Here is a 25,380-nt window from a genome sequence, read left to right as displayed (position 1 = left end):
ATGAGTGAGACAATTTTGGAAAGCCGCGCCGCCACGCTCGACAAGCTGAGAGTCGATCAGGTCGGCAGCCTCGTGCCGCCGGATGCGCTGAAACAGACGCATCGCCAATTCGCCCGCGGCGAGATCAGCGCGGCGCAGTTGTACGCGGAGCAAGACAAGGCTGTTGCGGCAAGCATCCGGCAGCAGGAGAAAATCGGTTTGCCGATCCTGACCGATGGCGAGTTCCGGCGCGCCAATTTTCAGGACAGTTTTGCCGATGCCGTCTCCGGCTTTGACGTGCCGGAGAATGCCGAGGCGCGGACCGATTGGCGCGAGGCCGTCAATCCGCTTGGTCGCACCGAGCAGAAATTTGATTTGGCCGGCCCCGCGATCCGGACGCGTCGGCCGGCCGTGGCGCGGCTGGCCTTGAAGCGCAATGTCATTCTTGACGAATACAATCAGGTGGCGCCGCTGGCGACGACCGCGCCGGTTAAGGTCGCTTTGCTCGGCCCTGACCGCATCTCGCAACGTTTCGCCTGGGAGAAATCCCAGGCCGTCTACAAAGGCCTCGATGATTTCATCGCCGATGTTGTTGCCATCGAGCGGCAGATGATCACCCAGCTGATCGCCGCCGGGTGCCGCTACATCCATATCGATGCGCCGGGCTTCACCGCCTATATGGATCAGGTGTCGCTGGAGCGCATGCGCGCCCGTGGCGAGGACCCGCAGAAGAATCTGGAGCGCGCGATCAAGGCCGAGAATGACGTGATCGCCGGTTTTGAGGGCGTCACCTTCGGCCTGCATCTGTGCCGGGGCAATACCCGCTCTATCGATCCCAAGACCGGTGAAATGGTGGCGCAGTGGCATCGCGAAGGCCATTATGATGCGATCGCCGAGCAATTGTTCTCAAGCGTCAAGCATCAGCGGCTGCTGCTTGAATATGACAGCCCGCGCGCTGGCGATTTCACGCCGCTGCGCTACGTGCCCGCTGGCACGACAGCAGTTCTGGGGCTGGTGACGACCAAATCGATGGAGGTCGAGCAGCCCGATTTCCTGCTGCGCCGGCTTGAGGACGCGGCCAAGCATCTGCCGATGGATCAACTGGCCATCAGCCCGCAATGCGGCTTCTCAAGCGATATGGAGCTTGTGCAATTGCCGGAGGATATCCAGTGGCGCAAATTCGAGGCGCTGCTGGCGACCGCCGACAAGGTTTGGGGAAACGCCTGAAAGCAAACGGCCGCAGGCAAAGCCTGCGGCCGAATTGCTTCAATGTAGATCTTAAGGTGCTGGATGCGCGTCGACGAGCACGGCCGCCAGCAGGCAAGGCTTGTCGCTGACATTCTTCCAGGCGTGATTGGTGCCGCGCTGGACGATACAATCGCCGGCCTTCAGCAGCACTTCACCCTTTTCCATCACCATCCACATCTCGCCTGAGATGACCACGAGATAATCGACCGAATTGGTCTTGTGCATGGTCGGATGTTTTGCCTGGTCTTCGGCGGAGGGCTGGTTGCCGGAGCCGAGCTGGCCAAAAGTTTCAGCCGTGTTGATCTTGGAACTGCCCTCCGGCGGTATTTCGACCACGCGGAAGATCGTGCCCGACCGCACCGGATCGTGTTGCAGCGGCCGCAACGATTGGTCTGTCGCGCCCATATTGTCGACCGGCATTTCGCCCGTCACCCAGACTTCGGTGACGCCGGCGCCGGTCCAGCCCTTGAGTGGCACGGCGTTGGGCGCATGATCGTCATAGGTGACGATGGTCTTGCCGTCCTTGTCATGTCCGGTGACGTAGCGCTTGATCTTTTGAATCATCTCCCTCTCCCTTTCTACTTATGCGTCAACACTCGATTGCGCAGCACGCCGATGCCTTCGACCTCCAGTTCGACGACATCGCCATGTTTGAGGAAGCGCATCTGCTCCAGGCCGCAGCCGTTGCCGACCGTGCCCGAGCCGAAGAATTCGCCGGGATAGAGCGTCTCGGAGCGCGAGACATGGGCGATCAGGTCTTCGAACTTCCAGTGCATGGTGGAGGAACTGCCACGGCCCCATTCCTCGCCGTTGACCCGGCAGATCATGGTGAGTTTGTAGGGGTCCTTCAGTTCGTCGGCGGTGACGAGGCAGGGACCCATGGCATTGCCATTGTCGAAATCCTTGCCTTTGGCGGGGCCAAGCTGCCCAGCCATTTCGATGGTCTGCGCGTCGCGCGCCGAGAAGTCGTTGAAGATGGTATAGCCGTAGATATAGTCGCGCGCCTTGTCGCGGCTGATATCGACGCCTTTCTTGCGGATGTAGAAGCCGAACTCAAGTTCGAAATCCATCAGCTTGGAATAGGCCGGCCAGACCACATCCTCTTCCGTGCCGATCACCGAGAAGCGATTAGCTTTGTAATAGATCGGCTGCTCGTAAAAGATCTTCGGCACTTGCAACGTGCCATTGCGCTCGAATTCGGCGAGTGCGGCTTTCGGATCGGGCATGGCGTTGGCGCGTACCTGCCGCGCGGCGGCGAAAGCTTGCTTGAGGTGTTGCTCGAAGCACAGGCAGTCGCGGATTTGCGGCGGCGGCTGGATCGGCGCTAGCAGCTTCACCGACTTGCGATCGATGGCGCCGTTCTTCTTGTTCTTCTTCAGGGTCTCATAGGCCCGGTCGAGCGCTGCGTCGCCGGCCTCGATCATCGCCAGAACCGAGGCGAAACTTTTGTATTTCTCGCCGAAGGCTTCGCTATGCGCCTCGGCGAGATCGATGATTTTCCTGTCGCCGTCGATAAAGGCGCCGGCGCGCTGCTTTCCTTTGTGCTGATAGGTGACAAGCTTCATAGGTCCCTCCCCAAAAGCGAGTGCTTGGTTACAGATTGCCTTTCCTTGAAGGTGGCTCGGGCACGCGGCCATGTTTCAGGGCTGCGTGGAGCAGGGCGACCATATGGGTCGCCGTCGTCATTTCGTCGTCGGGATCGCAGCTGCCATCGCTCAGCCGGATGATGCGCCCGGTGTCCGCCATGAAGAACACCATGGCGCCGATCATCATGTGATAGGCCCAGTGAATCTCTTCCGGCCGCCGATCGGGCAGGGCCTGGCCCATGGCCTCGATCATTTTGCGCGCCACCGGATCGAAAAATTCGCCGATGATCTCTTTGCTGTGCCGGCTCGGGCTGGAGGTTTCGCGCGCCAGGATGCGCGCATAGCTGGAATTCTTTTCGGTGTTGCGCAGGTGGATCATCGGCACGATGAGGGCGCGGATGATCAGCTCCAGCTTGCGATCGGGATCAGGCTCAAGCTCCGCCAGCCGCAGGCCGGCGAGGCGATCATCGACGATCGCCGGAGACCGCATCTCGAAGATAGCGCGATAGAGCCCTTCCTTGGCGCCGAAATGATAATTGATGAGGGCGACGGGGACGCCGGCGGCGAGTGCGATCTGGCGCACCGAGACACCGTCGAAGCCATGTTCGCCGAACAGATCTTCAGCACTGCGCAGGATTTTGGCGCGCGTCGCCTCGGCCGCGCGTGGCGGCGGGCCCGCTGGCTCAACGGCGCGCGCGCGCGGAGCTTGCTTGGTTTTGGCGGCGCGGGCGCGGGGGCTCATGGACATCGGTGGTCTCTTCGATCTGGAGAAATTGAACTAGATATCAAAAATATTGTCAACTTGTTCAAATCTGCTACCGTCATGAGCCATTGGCGTGGGAGCGCTTGCATCGCAGGGAGTGGTCGATGGCAAAATGGCAGTTCACCAAGGGGCTTCACGATATCGGCCATGGCTGTTTCGCTTATTTGCAGCCCGATGGCGGCTGGGGCTGGAGCAATGCCGGCCTGATCACCGACGGCGAGGCGAGCCTGCTGGTCGACACGCTGTTCGATCTGAAATTGACCGCCGATATGTTGAAGACGATGCGTGATGCGGTGCTACAGGCCAAAAGCATCGGCACTCTGGTCAACACCCATGCCAATGGCGATCATACCTTTGGCAATGAGCTGGTGAAGGGCGCCAAGATCATCGCCTCCAACGGCACGAACGATGAGTTCAGCCATGTCACGCCGGCCGCTTTCAAAACGATCATGGACAATGTCCATCAGTTCGGAAAAGCCGGCGAATTCGTGCTCGAATGTTTCCGGCCTTTCGATTTCTCCGGCATCACGCTGACGCCGCCCGACGAGACCTTCTCGGGCGAGATGGAAGTGACCGTTGGATCAAAGAAAGTGCGGCTGATCGAAGTCGGCCCGGCCCACACCAAGGGCGATACGCTGGTCTATATTCCCTCGGAGAAAATTCTCTACACCGGCGACATTCTGTTCCACGGCGGCACGCCGATCTCCTGGGCCGGGCCGGTGTCGAACTGGATCAAGGCGCTCGACACGATCCTCGAACTCGATGTCGATATCGTCGTTCCCGGCCATGGCGGCATCACTGACAAAAGCGCCGTGCGCAACATGCGTGGATATCTGATCTATGTGACCGAAGAGACGCGCAAGCGCTATGACAAGGGCATGAGCGTGATCGAGGCGGCCTTCGATATCGCGCTCGGCGATTATGCCCAGTGGGGCGATGCCGAACGGCTCGTGGTCAATGTGCAGACGCTCTATGACGAGTTCGGCGGCCATCAGGGAGGCCACGATCCGATCCCCTTCTTCGAACATATGATGGCGCTGAAGGCGAAGCTGGATCACGACTGCGCCACAGGGGCGTGCGGCCACAAACACTAAGTCACCAGGGCTCGACTAGCCAATGGCGAGATCAAGGCCGAGAGGTCTTGGCGCGCTTTTGGCTAGCGCCCGTTTTTCTTGTCCTTGGATTTGCCGTTGGCGGCGACGAGCAGCGACGGCGGGCGATGGCACAATTGCTCCGACACCAGGGCGGCGGCATTGACCAGCGCTTCCACGGAGCTGTCGTGGCCTTTCGCATCGCGCCGCTCGGGGCCGGCGATCGCCAGCACGGCGATCAGTTCGCCCTGGGAATCGAAAATCGGTGCGGCGGCGCCACGGATATTGTCGACGAAATGGCCTTTCAGCCAGCCATAACCTGATTTCAGCACGCCGCTCTTGATCGTCTCAAGCCGCTCGCGCAGTTCGACGGACGACAACGCCGGGCCGCTGACCTCCCGGCGCAGCTTGTCGCGCGTCATGTCATTGGGCAGATGCGCCAGGAAGACATGGCCCGTTGCCGAGGAGAGCAGCGGGAAGATGGTGCCGAGGCCGAGCGACGTCACGCCGATGCCGCCGCCCCGCAGCCAGCGGATAACTGTGGGACCTTCGTCGCCCCAGACCGCCAGCGAGCCAGCTTCGTGGATTTTGGCGACCATGTCCTTCAGCGCCGAGCTGGCCAGTTCGATCGCATCGACGCGCGCCAAGGCCGCCAGGCCGATGCGCAGCGAGCGCGAGCCCAGATCATAGCGCCCGGTTGCCGTGTCCTGCGTCGCCAGCCCGCAGCGCACCAGGCTGACGAGATAGCGCCGCGCCTGGCTTGGCGAAAGATCGCTGTTGCGCGCCACTTCGCCCAGGCTGAGCGGGCCGTCGCCATCGGCAAGCGCATCGAGAACCGCAAATCCGGTCTCGACCGACTGGATGCCTTGCAGCTTATCGCCAGAGGACAGCGCTTCGCTTGTTTTCTTCACCGGCCGCGCTTCGCGCACGGCCTTGGCTTTCGCCATGTCAGGGCCTCGTCACTTGTCTGAACACGATCAGATTGCCCAGCGCCACCGCCGGATCAACAATGATCGTGTCGCCTTCGACGCGATGCGCGACATCGCCTTTGCACAGCGATGCTTTCAGCGTGTCCAGGGATCCGACGTTGATGACATACCCGAGATAGGCCGCGCCGTTGGTCGAGTGCTTCGCGTCAACGCCATATCTCGCCTTTGCCGCGGCGGGCGTCAAGGCGATCAAATCCATGCCGGCGGTCACCGTGACGGAGTTCTGCGTTGCTGTTTTCGGCTCATCGAAGAGGGCTGCGAATGTGTCGGCCAAGCTCTCGGGCGTGTCGGTGACGGCGAACACGCCGGCAATGCGCCAGGCGCTGTTGGCATGTTCAAGCCATTCCGGGCGCAGATACAGCTCGACGTTGAAATAGCGGCAGCCGTTGAAAGTGAGCGGCGCCGGGAAGGGCAGGATCACGTCGAATTCCGGAAACACGGATTGCCCTGGTGCAACCACCCATTCACGCTTCACATGCACCGGCGACGGCGCGGCGAACCCCTGCCTGATCATGGCGTCATGGGCGGCCTGCGCATCGGAGGCGCCGAGCACCATGGATTTGATGCCTTCGTGTTCGGTGAGAATGGCCGCCATGGGGGCTGGCAGCAAGCTGCGGTCACGCGCCGCCATCAGCTCGATGTAATTGGCGAAGCCCTTTTTGACCGGCGGCATCAGCACCAGATGGTTGGAAATGCCCATCGCCTCGATATTGCTGATCGGAGACAGGGTGAAACCCATACGCTTGAACAGCGATGCGGCGGCGCCGAGATCGTGAACATAGGTCAGAAGATGATCGATGAGTTCAATGGGTTTGGACATGCTTTTCACTCAGAAGAAGATTGCGGAGGGCATCGACATGCAGCTGCACGCTGTCGAGCAGGGGAAGAGGGGCGTTGGGTAAGGGCAGCAGCAGCGGCAGTTCGGTGCAGGCGAGCACCACCGCTTCGGCGCCTTGGCCGCGGAGTTTCATAACGGCCTTTTCCAGAACAGTTCTGCCTTCCGCCGGAGGACGTCCGGCGGTCAGCACATCCTGGATGAGGGCATCGATCTCCCGTTGATCGCCGCCGTCGAGCAAACTCAGTCGGCGCGGCGCGCCGTTGAGGGACGAACGGGCGAGCCACGCCGGGAGAAAGTCGGAATCGCAGGTCAGGCCCGTGCCGAGAACGCCGACGTTTCCGATCGCTCTCCTATCGAGTTCCTGCGCGACGCTGGCCAGAACGTGCGGCACATCGGCCTTCACCGCCTGCTGAACCGTCTCGTGCCAGTGATGGGCGGTGACGGCGGTGAGGACGATGACGTCGCAGCCGCTGGCTTCTAGTCCCTTTGCTGCATCGACCAGAATGCCTTCCACCGAGTCCATGTCGCCGGCTGCGGCGTGTGACAGCAGTTCGGCATAGTTCAGGTTCCAGACGGCGCCTTCAAAACTATGGTGGGCGCCGAGTGCGCCCTCCATGGCTGTGTTCAGCCGTTCGTAATAGAGCATCGTCGAGCGCCAGCTCATGCCGCCGATCAGGCCGATGCGCCGGCGCTGCTTGCGAATGTGGTCCGACATGTCAGCCTCACACGCCAGCCGACGCCGCCGACCGTCCCTTGGTCAGAAGCGGCAGGCCGAGGGTGATCAGCACGAAAGCGCCGGTCAGCAGTTTCAGATCGGACGGATGCAGGCCGGTGGACAGGCCGAGCGAGACGAGCTGGTAATAGACAATCGAGCCAACGACCGGCGCGATGACCTGGCGCTGGATGGTGGCGCGGCCGATGATCGCTTCACCGATGATCAGCGCCGCCAGTCCATTGACGAGAATGCCGAAGCCCATTGTCACGTCGGCATAGCCCTGCTGCTGCACGACGATGGCGCCGCCGAACGCGGCCAGCGCATTGGCGAGGCCGAAGCCGACGATCGAATAGAGCCGGGCATTGATGCCGATGGCCGGCGACAAGCGCATGTTGGCGCCGACGCAGCGCAGGGCCAAGCCGACTTCCGTTTTGTAGAAGGCAATCAGGCCGACGACGACCAGGCCCACAAGCGCCGCGAGCAGGGCGATCTGCAGCCAGATGCCGAGAAGGATTTCCGGCGAGATGGCGTCGAAGGCCGTGAGTTCAGGACGCACCGATTTGTTCGGCATGCCCATGATGCGCAGATTGACGCTCCAGATCATCGTCGCCACCAGAATGCCGGCGAGCAGCGAATTGATCTTAAAATATTGGTGGATGAGCGCGGTGGAAATGCCGGCCAGAAAACCGCCGACGATGGCCAGCGCCATGCTGCTCCAGGGATCGAGCCCAGCGGTCAGCACTGCGGCGGCCAGACAACCACCGAGCGGAAAGCTGCCTTCGGTCGTCAGATCTGGCAGGGACAGGGTGCGAAACGGCACCATGATCGCCAGCGCCACGAAGGAATAGATCAGGCTCTGCGCCAAGGTGACGGGGATGAGGTTGATGAAAGCCTGGATCATGTGCTGAGCACCATTCTGTCGTCCTTGATGCGAAAGCGGGCGACTAGGTCGCCGACGGTCAGTCCTTGGATCTCATCCGCGCCGATGTCGGCGACGATACGGCCGGCATCCATCATGATGATGCGCGAGGCGTAGGACAGCGCATGCTGCATATTGTGGGTGACCATCATCGTGGTCAGCGCGCCTTCGGCCACCATGGAGACCGTGGCTTCCATCACGAATTCGGAGGTGCGCGGATCGAGCGCCGCCGTATGTTCGTCGAGCAGCAGCAATTTTGGCGGGCAGAGCGTTGCCATCGCCAGCGACAGAGCCTGCCGCTGGCCACCTGACAACTCGCCGGCCTGCGCCTCGAGCCGGTTCTCGAGACCAAGCCGAAGGATAGCGAGCGCCTGTTTGAAACGTTCTCGCCGGGCGGCGGTAAGGGCCGGGCGCAGCCTGCGGCCTTCGGCCCGCATCAGGGCGAGCGTCATATTCTCCTGGACGGTGAGCGTCGGCGCTGTGCCGACCATCGGATCCTGGAAGACGCGCGCAACCAAGGCGGCGCGCGCATGTTCGCGCATCTGCGTCACGTCGGTCGCATCGATTTCGATGCGGCCGCGATCAGGCAGAATGGCGCCGCCGAGCAGATTGAGCAGCGTGCTCTTGCCGGCGCCATTGCCGCCGATGACGGCGACAAACTGACCTGTGGCGACCTTGAGGTCTATCCCGGCGATGGCAATCTTCTCGGAGGCTGTGCCTGCGTTGAATACTTTATGAAGCTGTGTGGCGACGATCATCGGACTTCAGTCAATCACGCAATTGCAATCGGCGAGCGCCGGCGGCACTGTCAGGCCGAGGGTCTTGAGCTTGGCGCCGCTGATCATCGGTTTGTGTTCGGATGCCGTGGCGCGATAGGGCGCGATCTTGGCCGGGTCCTCACCCTTCAGAATACGCCCGGCGATGCGGCCTGCCGCTTCACCCGATTGGCCAAAGGACACAGCGAAGGCGGCCAATGCATAGCGCTGCTGCACCGCTTGGGGAATGGAAGTGATCACCGGCAATTTCGCCCGGTCGGCCGTGGCGGAAACGGCGGCCATGCCTTGCTGAATGCGCCCGGAGGCAACGGTAAACAAGGCATCGACGCGCCCGACGGCGGATTGCACGCGCTGCGCCAGCTCATTGGGATTGTCGACGCCGATGCGCACGAAGGTCAGGCCGCTTTTGGCCGCATCGGCCTCCATGCCATCGACGGCGGCCTTCGAACTGTCGTCGCCCGTATCATAGAGCAGGCCGACACGCTTCATGTTCGGCAATAGCTTCTTGAAGAAGTCGAGCACGGCGGCGTAGTCGAGCGCCACCGATGAGCCGGTGATCAGCCGGTCGCCTTTATCCCAGGAGGGCACGAGGCCGGCATGGACCGGATCGGCGATCGGCAGGAAGACCAGCGGGAAGGTGCGGCTGCGCAATTGGTTGCGCGCGGCGACCGAGACGGGCGTGGCGATGGTCGCCATCAGGTCGGGCTGCGCCCCGGCGAGACGCGTCAGCATTTGCGGGATCAGCGCGGCATCGAAGTTCACGTTGCTTTCGTCGAAGGCCACCTTGTCGGATGTAAAACCCTCGTCCGCCAGGCCTTTCTTGAATCCGGTGATGGCTTCATCGAGCGTCGGATGCGGGCCCCAGCCGGCGATGGCGACGCGCTTCGTTTGCGCGGATGCCGTGGACGTTGCGGCCAGAGCGAATGCCACTGCGAATGCAATTCCCTTCAACATCGTATCCCCCTTGAATTATGTGCTGTTGCACATTCTGCAAGGATATGCAGAATATGCAAGACATTTATTTGGGCATCGAGGACACAAATGAAGGCAGTTTTCTTCCGCGAACATGGCGATCCGTCGGTGTTGCAATATGGCGATCTGCCTCTGCCGGAGCCGGCGCCGGGCTGGGTGAGGCTCAAGGTCAAGGCATGCGGGCTCAATTACCTCGATGTGTTTTCCCGCCGCGGCATGCCAGGCATCAAAGTCGAATTGCCGGGCATCACCGGCGGCGATTGTGCTGGTGTGATCGACAAATTGGGTGAGGGCGTTGAGGGCTGGCGGGTCGGCGAGCGCGTGCTGCCAGTGTCCCATCACGTCGAGTGGAATACGGGCCATTTCGAAATGCTGGGCGAGACGCGCAATGGCGCCATGGCCGAATATTGCACCGTGCGTGTCAGTCAGTTGATGCGCATTCCCGACCATGTGTCGGACGAGAAGGCGGCGGCCTTGCCCTGCGCCTATGGCACCGCCCATCGCATGTTGCATACGCGCGGCCAGATCAAAGCGGGCGAGACGATCCTGATCCTCGGCGCCTCCGGTGGCGTCGGTACGGCCTGTGTTCTGCTAGCGAAACTGGCCGGTTGCAAGGTCATCGCTGCTGCCGGCAGCGACGAGAAATGCCAGCGGTTGCGGCTGTTGGGCGCCGACGAAACGATCAATTACGCGACGACCAAGATCGACAAATATATCCGCGAGACGACGGGTTCGCTGCTGCGCGGCGGCGGCGTCGATGTGGTGGTGAACTTCACCGCTGGTGACACATGGACGCCGTCCATGCGTTGCGTCAAGCGCTTTGGCCGGCTGCTGTGCTGCGGCGGAACGGGTGGCTATGCCGCCGTCACCGACATCCCCTATCTGTTCATGTCGGAGATGACGGTTGTCGGTTCGACCGGCTGGGCGGTAGAAGATCAGCAGGCGTGTCTGGATCTGGTGGCGCAAGGCAAGCTCGATCCGCCGATCGACAGGGTGGTGCCCTTGTCTGAAGGCATTGAAGCGGTGCGCGCCATCGAGGATCGCTCCGTGTTCGGCAAGATCATCGTGAAGCCGTAATGCCGACGGCTTCTTCCGCACCGCGCTTTACGGGCCGTGACGACATCGCCGCTTTCGCGGCGACGTCGCTAGAGGCGCGCCTTGGTGGCGCCGATATCCTGGCGCTGTTGCGCCAGCAGGCCGAGCAGGATGGCGATGCCATTGCCATCCGCTATCTGCCTGAAGGCGTGGCGGATGGGGAAGAGGTGGTCTTCTCACGCCGGCAATTGCAGGCCGGCATCGCTGGCTTCGCCGCGCAATTCACCAAACTCGGTCTTGCGCCGAGCGATGTGATCGCCACGCTTCTGCCCAACGGTCCGGGAACCATTGCGGCATCGCTCGCCGCCGTTGCCGTGGCGCGTCTGGCGCCAATCAATCTGTTTCTCGAACAGGGGCAGATCGAGAAACTGCTGCACGAGAGCGGCGCCAAGGTGGTGTTGGTGCCGAAAGAAGCGCCGGCTGTGCTCGCAGATGTCTTGAACGCGATCGCCCGTTCCGATAGGGCGGACGGCCTAGCGGTGATCGCGATTGACACGGCGACGCTGCCAGCCGGTACGGGGGACGATCCGCCGAGCCGCGACCTGTCCGAGATCATCACGGTCTTCCATACCGGCGGCACCACGGGTCTACCGAAATTCGTGCCGCTGACCGCGCGCAATCTGGCCGCTGGCTCCATCATCTCGTGCTTTGGCTATGGCTATACGACGGATGATCGCGTGCTCTGCGCCATGCCGATGTTTCATGTCGGTGGTCTCTTTGCTTGCTCGGTGTTTCCGCTGATCGGCGGCAGCGAAGTCGTCGTGCTCGGTCCCCTGGGCTATCGCGGCAAGGGTGTCGTCGAGGCGCTGCCGTCAACCATCGAGAAGTTGGACGTCAGCGTTGTCGTCGGGCCGCCGACCATCATGGCGCAGCTCGCCACGCGGCCACCTGATCGACAACGGGCGAAACGGCTGCGGCTGTTCATCAATGGCGCCGCCGCATTGCCACGGGTGCTGGGCGAAAAGCTGAGCGCCGCCACCGGCGTCTGGGTGGTCGAACCCTGGGGGCTGACGGAAGCCACATTGGCGGTAACGTCCGGGCCGCGCGATGGCGTCAACCGGCAAGGTTCCGTCGGGCTTCCATTGCCCTATTGCGCGGTGAAAGCGGTACGCGTCGATGACGCCGGCCGCCGTATTGGTGATTGTGCCGCCGATGAGATCGGCGTGCTCGCCATTCGCGGGCCGATGGTCTTTGGTGGCTATCTCAACCGCAGCGTCGAGCAGCAGCCGTTCTTTGAGGATGGTTGGCTCGACACCGGCGATCTTGGCCGCGTCGATGCGGATGGCTTTGTCTGGGTGACTGGCCGGGCCAAGGAGCTGATCAAGCGCGGCGGCCATGGCATCGATCCCTTGATGATCGAGGATGCGCTGAACGCCCATCCCGGCGTCGTGCTCGTGGCCGCCATCGGCAAGCCCGATGCCTATGCCGGCGAACTGCCGATGGCCTATGTGCAATTGCAGGCAGGTGCCGAAATCGCGCCTGATGTTCTGCTCGACTTCGCCCGCTCGCGCATTCTTGAGCGCGCCGCTGTGCCGAAAGAAATCGTCATCCTGCCGAAGCTGCCAGTGACGGCGATTGGCAAGGTCTACAAGCAAGCGCTCAAGCTCGATATCACCCAGCGGGTTGCTGATGCGGCCGTGGCGGAGATCATCTCCGACAGGCGCGTCGAGGCACAACCGCATGCCCTGCATGGGCTGGAAGTGCATGTGCAGGTTCCAGCGCAAGCCGTCGTACTGGTGCGCGAGAAACTGTCGGCCTTCGCCTTTCGTTCAAACGTCACATCAAAAGATTGAGGATAGATCATGCTCGATGTCGAAGCCTTCAAGCGCATTATCGAAACAGCCGCTTTCCATCAGGTGATCGGCGTGAAGCTGGAGAGTGCCGATGTGGAAGCGGGCATTGCCGTGTTGCGTCTGCCCTATCATCCAAGCCTGAGTATTTTTCCCGAGGCCGGCGTCATTCATGGCGGTGTTATCGCGTCGCTGATCGACGTGGCCGGTGCTGTCGCCTGCGGCTTACAGGTGGGCCGGCCGACGCCGACGGCGAATTTCCGTGTCGATTTTCTGAAGTCGCCGGCCAAGATCGATTTGCTTGCCACTGGCAAGGTAGTCCGCGCCGGTAAATCGGTGTCGGTGGCCGATATCGAGATCACGGACGACAAGGGCGAAGTCTATGCCGTCGGCCGTGGTACGTTCAGCATGTCCGCCACCTTCAAGGCCATTGAAGGTGGCGGGGAACACGCCAAGCGATAGGAGCAACCATGCCGGTCATTGCCGAGATTGCCGCGCGCCAACCCATCCTCGCCGAATGGCGCCGCATGCTGCATGCCATGCCGGAACTTGGGTTCGAGGAAGAAAAGACGGCGGCCTTTGTCGTCGATCGGCTTAAGGCCATGGGCATCGAGGTCCACACCGGCATGGCCAACACGGGCGTAGTCGGTGTTATCGAAGGACGGCCGGGCAACCGGCGCATTGGTCTGCGCGCCGACATGGACGCGCTGCCGATGGATGAGCTCGGCACGCCGGCCTGGAGATCGAGGACCCCCGGTCGCTTTCACGGCTGCGGTCACGATGGTCACACGGTGATGCTGCTCGCGGCCGCTGAATATCTCGCGCGCACGCGCGCGTTTGACGGCACGGTAGTGCTGATCTTTCAACCGGCCGAAGAGGGGCTCGGTGGTGGTCGTGTCATGGTCGAGGAAGGGCTGTTCGAGCGCTTTCCCTGCGATGAAATCTATGCGCTGCACAACATGCCGTTGCTGCCGGTGGGACAGGCGGCGGTGCGTGCCGGCGCGGCGCTGGCCTCATTCGATCGCTTCGATGTGGTGATCACCGGGCGCGGTGGCCATGCCGCCATGCCGCACAAGACCATCGATCCGGCTGTTGTGATGTCTCAGACGGTGCTCGCCTTGCAGGCCCTGATTTCGCGCGAGACCGATCCGATGGAATCCGCCGTTCTCAGTGTCACCGAAATGCATATCGGCACCACTCATAATGTGATCGCCTCGGAAGGTCGGATCGCTGGCACGGTTCGCGCTTTGAACGAGGCGGCTCGCGCCCGGATTGAGGCTGGCTTCCACCGCGTCGTCACCCATGTCGCGGAGGCCTATGGCGCCTCGGCGCGCATCGAATACGTGCGGGAGTTCCCTGTGCTGGTGAATGACGCCGAAGCCGCAGAACACGCGGCACGGGCGATCACTGACGTGCTGGGCCCCACAGGATTGGCGAAATCCTTTCCGCCGCTGATGGCGGCGGAAGATTTCGCCTTCATGCTGCAAAAGCGTCCTGGCGCTTACATCTTGGTCGGGCAGGGCAAGGGGCCGGACAGCCCGATGGTCCATCACCCGGAATATGATTTTAACGACGCGATCATCGCCACCGGCGCGAGCCTGTTTGTGGCGCTCGTTCAACGCTGAGCATTTCGCATTACGATAAGAATGCGCGGCTTTCCGGCTGTTTCGTGATCCTGATAGGATGAGCGGGGTTGACCGGGGGGCACGGACTTTGGCGCGAGCGATAAAGGTAAAGCCGCCCAATCTTGGCGGCATGGCTTTCGGGCGCAATCTGATGGTTCTGGCGACGGCTATCTTCGCGCTGGGCGCCTATGGCACGGTGCGCGGCGCCATGACTTTGTCGTGGCCCCGTACCAGCGCGACGATCACCAGCGCCGAGTTGTTGCTGCGGACGACGCGCGAGACGCGCAGCAACGGTCGCGCGGAGGAAGAAAGCTGGCACACGTTCCGTGTCCTCTACCACTATCGTGTCGGCGACCAGGAATATGTCGCCGGTGGTGTCGAACCTTACGACCTCGGCATGCAGAACTCAGCCGGTGCGGTGAAGATGCGGGAACGTCATCCGATCGGATCAACAGCCGATATCGCCTATGATCCGCAAAATCCTGCGGTGTCCTATTTGGAGCCAGGCCCCAGCTCCTTCGCACTGGCGCTGAGCGGCCTTGGCGCTTTCATGTTTCTCTGCGGCTTTTGGGTGCGGCGGATGGCGGCCAAGGGCCTGGGCGAGATGAACGCTCCCGGCGCCACCGAAAATATCAACAAGGCCCTGAAGGACGGTGACAGGTTTTGATTCTTCACGCTTCGATGGTGATCGACGCTGGCCCCGCTGTCGCGCGGCCGATGATGCGGGCGAAGGGATAGCCGGCCGCTTGGATCTGCTGCACCACGTCGCTGGCCGCTTCGGGTGCGCAGGCGACGAGCAGACCGCCCGATGTCTGCGGATCGGTCAGGAGATGCCGCTGCCAGTCAGTATAGCCGACAGGCAAATTGACCTCGTGGCTGTAGCTCGCCCAGTTGCGGTGCGACGCGCCGGTGATGCAGCCTTCCTGCGCCAGCGCTGCTGCTGCAGCCAGGAAGGGCAGGTCGCTGGCGCGGATAACCAAGGTCAGATGTGAGCCCCGCGCCATTTCCAACCCGTGCCCGAGCAGGCCGAAGCCGGTGACGTCGGTGATGCCGTGGACGGCGGGGTTGCGCGCCAGCTCGCTGCCGATGCGATTGAGCAGGGTCGTCGTGGCGATCATGTCGGTATAGCCGCCGCGCGGCAGCAGGTCCTTCTTGATGGCGGCGGAATAGATGCCGACGCCAAGCGGCTTGGTGAGAATGAGGACATCGCCGGCCTTGGCATCGGCATTACGCCGCACGTGCTCGGGCCGGCAGGTACCGATCACGGCCAGGCCATAGACCGGCTCCGGACAATCGATCGAATGGCCGCCGGCGATGGGAATGCCAGCCGTGGTACAGATCGCCGATCCGCCTTCGAGAATTTTGCGCACGGTCTCGGGTGCGATCTTGTCGACCGGCATGCCGAGAATGGCGAGCGCCATCACCGGCGTGCCGCCCATGGCATAGACATCGGAGATCGCATTGGTCGCGGCGATGCGGCCGAAGTCGAAGGGATCGTCGACCATCGGCATGAAGAAATCGGTGGTGGCGATGATGCAGGTGTTGTCGTCCACCTGCCAGACGGCGGCATCATCGCCGGTTTCGATGCCGACGAGGAGCTGCTGATAGGGATTGTGCTTGGGCGCCGACGACAGCAATTGCTGCAGCACCGAGGGCGCCAACTTGCAACCGCATCCGCCGCCATGGGCCAGGCTGGTCAGTCGAACCTGGGGAACATTCATCATCTTCTCCTATGGAACCGATGCGAGGCGCGCCGACGAGGATTGGCGCAACTGCCGCCAGGCGGCCACGAGGCCCGATACGGCCGTGTCGATGTCATTGAGCGTTGTGGGACGGCCGACGGACAGCCTGACAGCGCCCAGCGCGCGCTCCGGTGCAAACCCCAGCGCCAGCAGGATCGCGGACGGATCTTCGCGATCGGCATGGCAGGCGGAGCCAGTGGAGGCGAAAACCCGAGGACAGGCTTCCAGCAGCAGGCGGCCGGAAACGCCGGGGAACAAAATGTTCAGTGTATTGGGCAGGCGCTGCGTCGCATGTCCCGCAAGGAGGAGATCGGGGATGTCGGCGCGCAGCCGCGTCAGCAGCCTGTCGGCGAGCTCAGCCACATGGGCCGTGGTGGTGGCGAGCTTTGCTTCGGCAAGACGGCTGGCTTCGCCGAGCGCAACGATGAAGGCGACATTTTCCGTACCGGGCCGGCGGCCGTGTTCCTGTCCGGCGCCTACAAGCACCGAAGGCACGTCGACGCCACGCCGCACATAGAGCACGCCGATGCCCTTCGGCGCATAGAGCTTGTGTCCGGCGATCGACAGCAGATCGACGCCCATCGTCTGAACATCCACCTTCACCTTGCCGACCGATTGAGCGGCGTCGGCGTGTATCAAGGCGCCGTGCGCCTTGGCGATGGCCGAGATGTCGGCGATCGGTTGCAGGGTGCCGATCTCGTTCTGTGCGTGGATGACGCTCACCAGCGCCGTGGTGGCATCTATCGCCGAGTGGAATAGCTGTGGATCAACGAGACCGTCCGTGTTGGCCTTAATCCGGCGAATGTCATAGCCCTCCTGCGCCAGCAGTGCGCAGCAGGCATCGGTCGCTGGATGTTCGATATTGGTGGTGACGATGCCACGGCGCGCCCCATCGCGCCGCGCGCCCGAGCGAATGGCGATATTGCTGGCTTCCGTGCCGCCGCTGGTAAAGACGATTTCGTCTGGCGCTGCGCCAATCAGGCTCGCCACCTGGGCGCGGGCGGTTTCAATGGCGTTGCGCGCGCGCTTCCCAAGTTCATAGGACGACGAGGGGTTGCCATAGTCCCCCCGCAGATAGGGCAGCATGGCGTCGAGCACGTCCGGAGCGATCGGCGTGGTGGCGTTGTAGTCAAGATAGACGGGCTTCATGATCCGATACCACTCAACGCTGTTTGACGATGCGGAAGATGTAGAGCTGCTCGTGCTGGCTTTGATCCGACAGATGATGGCCGGTCTGGTTGACGAAATGCGGGATGTCGATGACCGTCAGTGGATCGGTGCATTCCAACACGAGCGCACCGCCAATGGGGACGTTGCGCAGGGCTTTCTTGGCGCGCAGCACCGGTTGCGGGCAGCGTATGCCACGCAGATCGAGAACCATGTCGCCTGGATCATCCATGTGGATCACAAATGCCAAGGCGGGCATCACGGCGATGCCCGCCGGCTGTCGTTAGACGCTGACTTCCCGCGCCGTGATCGTGTAGCGGAACGTGTCGGGATCGAGACAGTCGAGCCGCCCGGCCACGGTTTCGGCTTGCGGATACATCAGGAATTCCACCGCCGGTCCCTGGGCGCCGGGTAGGGCGATGTCGTGCCCAAAATTATAGGCGAGCCAATTGCCCTCCCAGGCGCCGAACAGGGTGGCGCGGGCGGCGGCAACCTTAGGATCGCTCAGTGGCAGATTGGCCGGCGGCTCCTCCAGGGCGACCTTGCGCACGTCGGCGGGATCGACCGGCACCCAGCCGAGGCCGTCGAGATAAACCTCCGCGCGGCAATGCTGCGCCTTGGTGATGTTGGCGGAGCCCGCGCCCAGGCTCTTGTAGCCAAACTGCGATGGCGCTACGCGGATGCCGTAGACATCACGGGCCGGCACGCCGGATGCGCGCGCCAGGCCGACATAGAGCGCGTTCAAGTCGGCGCATTTGCCGGTGAGATTGCCGCTGGTCAGCATGGCGGCGATATCGCCGATGCCACAACCGCGCGTTGATGCATTGCGAGCCGTATTCTCGACCACCCATTCGAAAATCCGCCGCGCCTTATCCGTGTCAGTGGAGGCATTGCCGACGATCTTGTCGGATGTCTGTTTGACGATGCCGTCGGTCGGGATCAACGCGGTGGCGCCGGTGTAGAGTTTGCGATCGGCGTCGGAGAGAGCGGCGGCGGTCCCGGGCTTGCTCAGATCGATGGCGCGATCCTGCGTCGAGGCGGTGCTGACCACTTCGATGACTGGCGATTGTCCGGCCTCCCAAGTGGCATGCACGAAGCCGGCTTTGTACTTCGGATCCTGCTGCAGCGCCGCGGTGCCATTGGTCTCCCATTTGCTGCCGCCGGAGGTGAACCAGCTAGCCTCGTTGACGGAAGGAATGGGAATCCAGGCTTGCACCTTGCCTTCGGGCTTGGCGATTTCGAGCCGGGTGACGATCTCGAACTTCCGCCACGTGCCGGGCTTGGGCGCGAAGGTTTGGGGCGTGGGGGTTTGAGCTTGCGCGAAGCGCGGGAAAGCGCTGGCCGCTGTCAGCGCGGCACCGGCCTTCAAGAGATCACGGCGATGTAACGTCATGTTTTTCCCCTCTGTTGAAAGATGATGGCGTTGGTGTTGGTTGCACTGGTGCGATCGACAAAGATGTCTCAAGCGCCGGGATATCGATCTGATCCCAGGGATAATCCTGCTCGACAAACAATCGCGGCCTTAATTCGCGATCGAGAATGTAGGTGGTCGGCAGCGCCGACACCGCCCATGACTTCGATACGCTGCGATCGCGGTCGATCACGACCGGGAAATTGAGTGGCATCTTTTCGAGGAAAGTGCGGACACGCGCTTCCGGCTCGGCGACGGAAATGGCCAGAACACGCAGGGAGCCATCGCGTTCAGCTAGACGGCGGAGCGCCGGGAGTTCGACGCGGCACGGTTCGCACCAGGTCGCGAAAAAATGAACGACCACGATCTGGCCACGCAGGTCGTTCAGCGCGATGGCGCTGCGGTCGGCATCTTCGAGCGTAAAGGCGGGCTTGAGGTCTTGCTGCGTCGGCAGAAGGCGAGGAGGTGCTTCTGTTTGGGCGAATGCACGCGCGCCATAGATTTCCAGTGCAATTGCCGCTGCGACCGGCAAAGCCAAACGCGTCCAGAGTTGAGCGCCCCGAAACTCGGGAGCTGTCGCTAGCGCCACACTGATAGTGTGCCGGGCAACGCGGCTGGCGGTCAATGGAAATGTTGGGGCGCGTTGAGTCGGGCGCGATGCGGCAAGGTGTTCGAGACTGCCAACCAAATTGCCAGGCGAACCACCAAGAGGACTGCAACGCGTTGCAGGCATGGTTGAGGTATCGCTTAACGGCAGGCTGATTGCCGTAAGTCTACGGGGACAAACGCGATTTCTACGCTGCAAATACGACGAAAGTTCGAGCCGTATTTGTTTGTTCTCTTTCTAAGCTGTTTGACAGCTAAATGCTTCGCTCCTAGGCTCTTACCAATCCAATTCGGTCGTTGCTGCCGAGGGGCCGCGCTTCCGAATTCGTGACGTGCTCGTGTGGGCATGTGGTGAAGGAGGATACCGCGATGAACATGGAGCTCTCGCGGCGCCGCTTTCTACAAGGCGCCGGTGTGGGTCTCGCAGGTACGACAATCGGCGCATTCGGTTTTGGGGATATAGAGGCTGCTTACGCAGCGGCCATTCGACCCTTCAGACTCGCCAACCTGACTGAGACCAGAAACACCTGTCCGTATTGCTCGGTGGCATGCGGCATCATTCTGTATTCGAAGGGTGATCTGAAGAAGGGCGAAAAGGCCGACATCCTCCATATCGAAGGCGATGCCGATCATCCGACCAATCGCGGCACCCTTTGCCCGAAAGGCTCGGCGCTGCTGGATTTCGTCCATGCCGAGACGCGCCTGAAATATCCGATGGTTCGCAAGCCTGGTTCGGACAAGTTCGAGCAGGTGACGTGGGACGCTGCGCTTGATCGCATCGCCCGGCTGATGAAAGACGATCGCGACCAGAACTTCGTCGCCAAGAACAATGACGGCACGACGGTGAATCGCTGGGTGACCACTGGCGTCCTGGCGGCCTCGGCAACAACCAATGAAACGGCGTTCGCGACCTATAAAGTGGTCCGTAGCGCCGGGATGCTCGTATTCGACAATCAAGCGCGGGTCTGACACGGCCCCACGGTGTCCAGTTTGGGCCCAACGTTTGGTCGCGGTGCGATGACGAATTCGTGGACGGATATCCGCAACACGGATCTGGTTATCATTATGGGTGGCAATGCTGCTGAAGCGCACCCATGCGGTTTCAAATGGGTGACGGAAGCGAAGGCCAATCGCGGTGCGAAGCTCATCGTGGTCGATCCGCGGTTCACGCGCTCGGCTTCGGTCGCTGACTATTACGCCCCGATCCGGCAAGGCACCGACATCGCTTTCCTGCTCGGCGTGATCAACTACTGCATGGCCAACGACAAGGTGCAGTGGGATTACGTCAAGGCGTTCACCAGTGCGCCTTATCTGGTCAAGGAGGGCTTCCAATATCAGGACGGCCTGTTCAGCGGCTATGACGAGGAGAAGCGCGACTACAACCGTTCGACCTGGGATCTGGAAATGGGCCCCGACGGCTATGTCGTCGTCGACGAGACATTGCAGCACCCGCGCTGCGTCTGGAACGTGCTGAAGGCGCATGTCGCCCAATACACGCCGGACTTGGTCTCACGCATCTGCGGCACGCCCAAGGACAAGTTCGTCAAGGTGTGCGAGATGATCGCCGAAACCTCGACGAAAACCAAAACCATGACGTCGATGTATGCGTTGGGTTGGACGCAGCACTCCAAGGGTTCGCAAAACATTCGAACCATGGCCATGCTGCAGCTCATCCTGGGCAATATCGGCGTGCGTGGCGGCGGCATGAATGCCTTGCGCGGTCATTCCAACATTCAAGGTCTGACCGACATCGGCCTGATGTCGAATCTGATCCCCGGCTATCTGACCATACCGACGGAGCGCGAGACCTCGCTCGACAGCTATATGTCGACGCGTGGCTTCAAGCCGCAACGGCCAAATCAGATGAGCTACTGGCAGAACTACAAGAAGTTCTTCGTCAGCTTCCAGAAGGCCATGTGGGGCCCGGCGGCAACCGCCGAGAACAACTGGGCTTATGATTATCTGCCGAAACTCGATGTGCCGGCCTATGACGTTCTGCGTGCCTTCGAGCTGATGCACCAAGGCAAGATGAACGGCTATATCTGCCAGGGCTTCAACCCGCTGCTTTCCTTCCCCAATAGGAAGAAGATCACCGCGGCGTTGTCCAAGCTCAAGTTCCTGGTCACCATGGATCCGCTGCAGACGGAAACATCGCGGTTCTGGGAAAATCACGGCGAGCACAATGACGTCGACTCGTCGAAAATCCAGACCGAAGTGATCCAGCTGCCCTCGACATGTTTTGCCGAGGATGAGGGCGCGTTGGTCAATTCCGGCCGCTGGCTGCAATGGCACTGGGCGGGTGGCACGCCGCCGGGCGAAGCCAAGAGCGACGTCTGGATCATGGCGCAGATCTTTCTACGTCTGAAAGCCCTCTACCAGAAGGAGGGTGGCGCCTACGCCGATCCGATCACCAATCTATACTGGCCCTACAAAGACCCGAACGAGCCTCAACCCGAGGAACTCGCGAAGGAAATGAACGGCTATGTCGTCGAGACGGTGACCGATCCCAGCGATCCGACCAAGGTGCTCCTGGAAAAGGGCAAGCAGGTGGCGACCTTCGGCGTCCTGCGCGACGACGGCACCACCGCTTGCGGCTGCTGGATCTATTCCGGCTGCTTCACCGAGGCCGGCAATACGATGGCGCGGCGCGACAACAAGGATCCGGACGAAACAGGCGCCTATTCCAACTGGGCGTTCTCCTGGCCGGCCAATCGCCGCATCCTCTACAACCGCGCCTCCGCCGACATCACCGGCAAGGCCTGGGATCCGACCCGCAAGCTCATCGAATGGGATGGCACGAAATGGGCCGGCTATGATGTTCCCGATATCGCGCCGGGCGCCAAGCCCGACGAGGTCGGTCCGTTCATCATGAACCAGGAAGGCACGGCGCGCCTGTTCGTCCGTGGGCTGATGCGCGACGGGCCGTTCCCGACGCACTACGAGCCGTTTGAGTCACCGATCCAGAATGTGGTTGCTCCCAAGATACGTGGCAATCCGGCGGCGCGTGTGTTCAGGGGCGACATGGAGCAGTTCGGCGAAGCGAAGGAGTTTCCCTATGCGGCAACGTCTTATCGCCTGACCGAGCATTTCCACTTCTGGACCAAGCACTCCTGGCCTAACGCGGTCATTCAGCCCGAATTCTTTGTCGAGATTTCGGAACAGCTGGCGAAGGAGAAAGGCATTACGTCCGGTGGCTGGGTGCGCGTCTGGTCGAAGCGCGGCTCGGTGAAGGCCAAGGCGGTGGTGACAAAACGCATCGCGCCGCTGATCTGCGACGGCAAGACCGTGCATGTCGTCGGCATTCCGCTGCACTGGGGTTTCACCGGCGCTACCAGGAAAGGCTTTGGGCCCAACAGCCTGACGCCCTACGTGGGCGACGCCAATATTGAGACGCCGGAATACAAGGCGTTTCTGGTCGACATCGAGCCCATCACCGGGCCGGTGGCATAAGGGAGACGAAGAAGATGTATCCTCCTCTCCCAAATCCCTCGACAACCCCATCCGCTCCCAAGTTGAGCGACAAGAACTGGGTTCGGCGGTCCGCCTCGAGCGTGCCGGCCGCCGAGCCCATGACCCAGGTCGCCAAGCTCATCGACGTGTCGAAATGCATCGGCTGCAAAGCCTGCCAGACGGCCTGTCTTGAGTGGAACAATCTGCGCGAGGAGGTCGGTTTCAACACCGGCGTCTATGACAATCCGCATGATCTGACCACGGCGACTTGGACTTTGATGCGCTTCACCGAGTGGGTAAATCCAGAGACGCAAAATCTTGAATGGCTGATCCGCAAGGACGGCTGCATGCATTGCGCCGACCCCGGATGTCTCAAAGCCTGCCCGGCGCCGGGCGCCATCGTGCAATATTCCAACGGCATCGTCGATTTCGTGAAGGAAAATTGCATCGGCTGCGGCTATTGCGTGAAGGGCTGTCCCTTCAACATTCCACGCATCTCCAAGACGGAGGGCAAGGCCTATAAGTGTACGCTCTGTTCCGACCGTGTGGCGGTCGGGCAGGGGCCGGCCTGCGCCAAGGCCTGTCCCACCCAGGCGATCGTCTTCGGTCCGAAGGAGGACATGAAGAAACACGCCGACGAGCGCATCAAGGATCTCAAATCGCGCGGCTTCAAGAATGCCGGGCTTTACGATCCGCCCGGCGTTGGCGGCACGCATGTGATGTATGTCTTGCATCACGCCGATCAGCCGCAGCTCTATGCCAATCTCCCCAAGGATCCGACGATCAGCCCGATCGTCGAAATCTGGAAGGGCATGACCAAATATGCCGGTCTCGCGGTGATGGGTGCGGTCGTTGCAGCCGGCTTCCTGCATCATATCGTGGCGGGTCCCAACCGGGTCTCGCCAGAGGATGAGGAAGCGGCGAAGCGGTTGGCCGATGGGGGAGGACAATGAGCAACTCGGAAATCGACCCCGGCGACGCAGTCCATCGCGGCAATCCCGTCACCGTTGACCGTTATACGGCTGCTGCGCGGGTCAATCACTGGATCACGGCGATCAGCCTCGTGCTGCTGGCGCTGTCCGGTATGGCCCTGTTCCATCCGAGCCTGTTCTTTCTGACGGCCCTTTTCGGTGGTGGTGAATGGACGCGCACGATCCATCCCTGGATCGGCGTGGTTCTATTCTTCAGTTTTCTCGGACTGTTCTTCCGCTTCTGGAAGCTCAATCTGTGGAAGCGGGAGGATGGCACCTGGCTGGCGCGTGTGCGCGACGTGGTGGCCGGGCACGAGGAGAGGCTGCCCGAGGTTGGCAAGTATAACGCCGGCCAGAAACTGGTGTTCTGGTCGATGTCGCTTCTGATCCTGGTGTTGATCACCAGCGGCATCGTGATCTGGGATCAGTATTTTGGTCCTTATTTCACGATCACGCAGAAGCGCGTTGCTGTTCTCGTGCATGCGGTCACGGCGGTTGTCGCGATCAGCGTCTGGATCGTCCATGTCTATGCGGCGATCTGGGTGCGTGGCACCATCGGCGCCATGACCAGCGGCCAGGTGACCGGCGGCTGGGCTTGGCGGCATCATCGCAAATGGTTGCGGAACTTGGTGACGAAGCACTGAAAGAGGCGCCACGCTGGTTTTCCGGCCGGCGGGCGCCACACGACACGTGGCCCGGAGGGTTCGTGAGGGTGATGAATGAGTAATGTCGGCGCGCCGCGCCATGATCCAGTTCCCATCGGGGTGGTTGCTAAGCCACCCTTCGCGAAACTTCCTGATCCGACCAGCCTCTTCGCGATACGCGCCGAGCGTCTGCGCGCTCTGGCGCAGGCGCATCAGCTTGCGCCATATCTCCGCTTTCTGGCGGACCTGGCCGAGATCCAGCATCGCATTCAGGACGGCTTGCCGGAACCAGACGTGCCGCCGCCCGATGCGCGCGAGCGCGCCCGGCAGTTTGATATGCCGCCGATCGATCGCAGCCGCTTCGTCAGCGAGCCCGCGCTGGAAACCACGCTCGATCGCCTGTTCGATCAGGCGGCGCATGTCGAGATGCCGCCACCGGCCCGTGCCGCGCTCGAAGCCGTGCGACAAGGCGGTGTGTCGGCCCGTGACGACATGGTGCGTAACGTGCTCGCCAATGCCATTCCGATGGAAAGTCTGGCGAGCCATGTTTTCGTCGCCGCCGCCATGCAGGTGCACTTCGCCCGCGTCGCCGCGCGGCTCGATGCCGAGCAGCTTGTTCCGGTGGGCGATGCTTTATGCCCTGTTTGCGGCGGTCCGCCGGTCGCCTCCGTCGTTGTCGGCTGGCAGGATGCCGCCAATACGCGCTTCTGCGTCTGCGCCCTGTGCGAGACCTGGTGGCACTATGTCCGCATCCGCTGCACGGTCTGCGGCACCACCAAGGGCATCGGCTATAAGGAGATCGAGGGCGTGCCGTCCAACGTCCAGGCCGAGACCTGCGAGGAATGCCACGCCTATGTGAAAATTCTGCATCAGCACAAGGAGCCATCGCTCGAACCCGTTGCCGACGATGTGGCGACCTTGGCGCTCGATATGCTGGTGCGGGATGCCGGCTATCGGCGCGGCGCCTTCAATCCCTACCTGCTTGGTTATTGAGGAGGGGGCG

At 61.9% G+C, this 25,380-nt stretch carries 25 protein-coding genes; 11 read left to right on the top strand and 14 right to left on the bottom strand.

Annotation, left to right across the window (positions count from 1 at the left end):
- Positions 1-1,206 (top strand): cobalamin-independent methionine synthase II family protein, encoded by a 1,206-nt coding sequence (locus BLW50_RS10585; protein ID WP_090701492.1) that lies wholly within the window; start codon positions 1-3, stop codon positions 1,204-1,206.
- A gap of 51 nt (positions 1,207-1,257) precedes the next feature.
- Here BLW50_RS10585 and BLW50_RS10580 read toward each other — a convergent pair whose 3' ends face one another.
- Genes BLW50_RS10580 through BLW50_RS10570 form a run of 3 tightly spaced genes read right to left on the bottom strand, consistent with a single transcriptional unit; the run spans position 1,258 to position 3,561 of the window.
- Positions 1,258-1,791, bottom strand: a complete 534-nt coding sequence (locus tag BLW50_RS10580) for a cupin domain-containing protein (RefSeq protein ID WP_090701488.1) — start codon at positions 1,789-1,791, stop codon at positions 1,258-1,260.
- Positions 1,792-1,805: 14 nt separating this feature from the next.
- Positions 1,806-2,792, bottom strand: coding sequence for a fumarylacetoacetate hydrolase family protein (locus tag BLW50_RS10575; protein ID WP_090701485.1), 987 nt, complete (start codon positions 2,790-2,792; stop codon positions 1,806-1,808).
- 28 nt (positions 2,793-2,820) lie between these two features.
- Entirely contained in the window at positions 2,821-3,561 is a 741-nt protein-coding gene (locus BLW50_RS10570) for a TetR/AcrR family transcriptional regulator (RefSeq protein ID WP_244544197.1), read from the bottom strand.
- A 119-nt stretch (positions 3,562-3,680) separates the two neighbouring features.
- Here BLW50_RS10570 and BLW50_RS10565 point away from each other — a divergent pair, with 119 nt between their 5' ends.
- A complete protein-coding gene (locus tag BLW50_RS10565; RefSeq protein ID WP_090701482.1) occupies positions 3,681-4,670 on the top strand; it encodes an MBL fold metallo-hydrolase in 990 nt (329 codons plus the stop codon).
- A gap of 62 nt (positions 4,671-4,732) precedes the next feature.
- Here the strand turns inward: BLW50_RS10565 and BLW50_RS10560 are convergent, their stop codons facing one another.
- From BLW50_RS10560 to BLW50_RS10535, 6 genes are read right to left on the bottom strand one after another with little or no spacing between them, the layout of a single operon-like run.
- On the bottom strand, positions 4,733-5,614 hold the full coding sequence (locus tag BLW50_RS10560) for an IclR family transcriptional regulator (RefSeq protein ID WP_090701478.1): 882 nt from the start codon (positions 5,612-5,614) through the stop codon (positions 4,733-4,735).
- A 1-nt stretch (position 5,615) separates the two neighbouring features.
- A complete protein-coding gene (locus BLW50_RS10555; RefSeq protein WP_090701475.1) occupies positions 5,616-6,476 on the bottom strand; it encodes a VOC family protein in 861 nt (286 codons plus the stop codon).
- Complete coding sequence (locus BLW50_RS10550) at positions 6,460-7,209, bottom strand: aspartate/glutamate racemase family protein (protein ID WP_090701472.1); 750 nt, start codon at positions 7,207-7,209, stop codon at positions 6,460-6,462. Before BLW50_RS10550 ends, BLW50_RS10555 begins: the two co-directional genes overlap by 17 nt.
- A 7-nt stretch (positions 7,210-7,216) precedes the next feature.
- A complete protein-coding gene (locus BLW50_RS10545) occupies positions 7,217-8,110 on the bottom strand; it encodes an ABC transporter permease (RefSeq protein ID WP_090701468.1) in 894 nt (297 codons plus the stop codon).
- The gene (locus BLW50_RS10540; RefSeq protein WP_090701464.1) at positions 8,107-8,886 is read right to left on the bottom strand and encodes an ABC transporter ATP-binding protein; all 780 of its coding nucleotides are present in this window, start codon (positions 8,884-8,886) and stop codon (positions 8,107-8,109) included. Before BLW50_RS10540 ends, BLW50_RS10545 begins: the two co-directional genes overlap by 4 nt.
- Before the next feature lie 6 nt (positions 8,887-8,892).
- A complete protein-coding gene (locus BLW50_RS10535) occupies positions 8,893-9,858 on the bottom strand; it encodes an ABC transporter substrate-binding protein (protein ID WP_090701461.1) in 966 nt (321 codons plus the stop codon).
- 87 nt (positions 9,859-9,945) lie between these two features.
- Between BLW50_RS10535 and BLW50_RS10530 the strand changes: the two genes are divergently transcribed.
- The 5 genes from BLW50_RS10530 (at position 9,946) to BLW50_RS10510 (ending at position 15,053) form a co-directional block, all read left to right on the top strand.
- On the top strand, positions 9,946-10,953 hold the full coding sequence (locus BLW50_RS10530) for a quinone oxidoreductase family protein (RefSeq protein ID WP_090701457.1): 1,008 nt from the start codon (positions 9,946-9,948) through the stop codon (positions 10,951-10,953).
- On the top strand, positions 10,953-12,764 hold the full coding sequence (locus BLW50_RS10525) for an AMP-binding protein (RefSeq protein ID WP_090701454.1): 1,812 nt from the start codon (positions 10,953-10,955) through the stop codon (positions 12,762-12,764). The genes BLW50_RS10530 and BLW50_RS10525 overlap by 1 nt, the downstream gene beginning before the upstream one ends.
- Before the next feature lie 9 nt (positions 12,765-12,773).
- A complete protein-coding gene (locus tag BLW50_RS10520; protein WP_090701449.1) occupies positions 12,774-13,223 on the top strand; it encodes a PaaI family thioesterase in 450 nt (149 codons plus the stop codon).
- An 8-nt stretch (positions 13,224-13,231) separates the two neighbouring features.
- Entirely contained in the window at positions 13,232-14,386 is a 1,155-nt protein-coding gene (locus tag BLW50_RS10515) for a M20 aminoacylase family protein (protein WP_090701447.1), read from the top strand.
- A gap of 88 nt (positions 14,387-14,474) precedes the next feature.
- Positions 14,475-15,053, top strand: a complete 579-nt coding sequence (locus tag BLW50_RS10510; protein WP_170850096.1) for a DUF3592 domain-containing protein — start codon at positions 14,475-14,477, stop codon at positions 15,051-15,053.
- Positions 15,054-15,057: 4 nt separating this feature from the next.
- On the opposite strand, the gene selD is transcribed toward BLW50_RS10510, so the two are convergent.
- The 5 genes from selD to BLW50_RS10485 are packed head-to-tail and all read right to left on the bottom strand — an operon-like array spanning position 15,058 to position 19,511.
- Complete coding sequence (gene selD, locus BLW50_RS10505; protein ID WP_090708956.1) at positions 15,058-16,107, bottom strand: selenide, water dikinase SelD; 1,050 nt, start codon at positions 16,105-16,107, stop codon at positions 15,058-15,060.
- Between the two features lie 9 nt (positions 16,108-16,116).
- Positions 16,117-17,277, bottom strand: coding sequence for a cysteine desulfurase family protein (locus BLW50_RS10500; RefSeq protein ID WP_090701439.1), 1,161 nt, complete (start codon positions 17,275-17,277; stop codon positions 16,117-16,119).
- Positions 17,278-17,290: 13 nt separating this feature from the next.
- A complete protein-coding gene (locus BLW50_RS10495; protein ID WP_348272878.1) occupies positions 17,291-17,536 on the bottom strand; it encodes a sulfurtransferase TusA family protein in 246 nt (81 codons plus the stop codon).
- 42 nt (positions 17,537-17,578) lie between these two features.
- Positions 17,579-18,688 carry a transglutaminase-like domain-containing protein gene (locus BLW50_RS10490; protein ID WP_090701432.1) on the bottom strand — a complete coding sequence of 370 codons (1,110 nt, stop codon included), beginning with the start codon at positions 18,686-18,688 and terminating at the stop codon, positions 17,579-17,581.
- Positions 18,669-19,511: a TlpA family protein disulfide reductase gene (locus BLW50_RS10485; protein ID WP_139267566.1), complete on the bottom strand. Its 843-nt coding sequence runs from the start codon at positions 19,509-19,511 to the stop codon at positions 18,669-18,671. Before BLW50_RS10485 ends, BLW50_RS10490 begins: the two co-directional genes overlap by 20 nt.
- Before the next feature lie 170 nt (positions 19,512-19,681).
- Between BLW50_RS10485 and fdnG the strand changes: the two genes are divergently transcribed.
- The 4 genes from fdnG (at position 19,682) to fdhE (ending at position 25,370) form a co-directional block, all read left to right on the top strand.
- Entirely contained in the window at positions 19,682-22,762 is a 3,081-nt protein-coding gene (gene fdnG, locus BLW50_RS10480; protein WP_090708954.1) for a formate dehydrogenase-N subunit alpha, read from the top strand.
- Positions 22,763-22,776: 14 nt separating this feature from the next.
- Positions 22,777-23,715 (top strand): formate dehydrogenase subunit beta, encoded by a 939-nt coding sequence (gene fdxH / locus BLW50_RS10475; protein ID WP_090701423.1) that lies wholly within the window; start codon positions 22,777-22,779, stop codon positions 23,713-23,715.
- Positions 23,712-24,377 carry a formate dehydrogenase subunit gamma gene (locus BLW50_RS10470; protein ID WP_090701419.1) on the top strand — a complete coding sequence of 222 codons (666 nt, stop codon included), beginning with the start codon at positions 23,712-23,714 and terminating at the stop codon, positions 24,375-24,377. The genes fdxH and BLW50_RS10470 overlap by 4 nt, the downstream gene beginning before the upstream one ends.
- 75 nt (positions 24,378-24,452) lie before the next feature.
- Positions 24,453-25,370 (top strand): formate dehydrogenase accessory protein FdhE, encoded by a 918-nt coding sequence (fdhE, locus tag BLW50_RS10465; RefSeq protein WP_090701417.1) that lies wholly within the window; start codon positions 24,453-24,455, stop codon positions 25,368-25,370.
- The last annotated feature ends 10 nt before the right edge of the window (positions 25,371-25,380 follow it).

Origin of the sequence: Beijerinckia sp. 28-YEA-48 (assembly GCF_900104955.1) — a bacterium.
Taxonomy (GTDB): domain Bacteria; phylum Pseudomonadota; class Alphaproteobacteria; order Rhizobiales; family Beijerinckiaceae; genus Terripilifer.
Note: the sequence above shows the minus strand (reverse complement) of the source record. Positions and strands in the feature narration are given on the sequence as shown.